General features: G+C 40.8%; 2 tRNA genes. Both read left to right on the forward strand.

Features of this window, described 5'->3' with window-relative positions:
* The first annotated feature begins 100 nt into the window (after positions 1 to 100).
* Positions 101 to 177, forward strand: a tRNA-Ile gene (locus LQ609_RS12590).
* A 23-nt stretch (positions 178 to 200) separates the two neighbouring features.
* A tRNA-Ala gene (locus LQ609_RS12595) sits at positions 201 to 276 on the forward strand.
* Positions 277 to 375 lie beyond the last annotated feature (99 nt).

Raw genomic sequence — 375 nt, forward strand, 5'->3', positions numbered from 1 at the left:
CTCCTTTCTAAGGATATTACGGAATGACCATTAGGTCATGGAATAACGGAGACATATTGTATTCAGTTTTGAATGTTTATTTAACATTCAATTTAAGAATGGGCCTATAGCTCAGCTGGTTAGAGCGCACGCCTGATAAGCGTGAGGTCGATGGTTCGAGTCCATTTAGGCCCACCATTAAAAATTTAATTACCCAATTAGGGGGCTTAGCTCAGATGGGAGAGCGCCTGCTTTGCACGCAGGAGGTCAGCGGTTCGATCCCGCTAGTCTCCACCATAATTATTTTGCACATTGAAAACTAGATAAGTAAGCAAATAGATTTTACCAAGCAATAAACCGAGTGAATTTCTAACGAAATTCAAGCTTAATAATCGC

This window comes from Mammaliicoccus sp. G-M28 (assembly GCF_022386595.1).
Taxonomy (GTDB): Bacteria; Bacillota; Bacilli; order Staphylococcales; family Staphylococcaceae; genus Mammaliicoccus; species Mammaliicoccus fleurettii.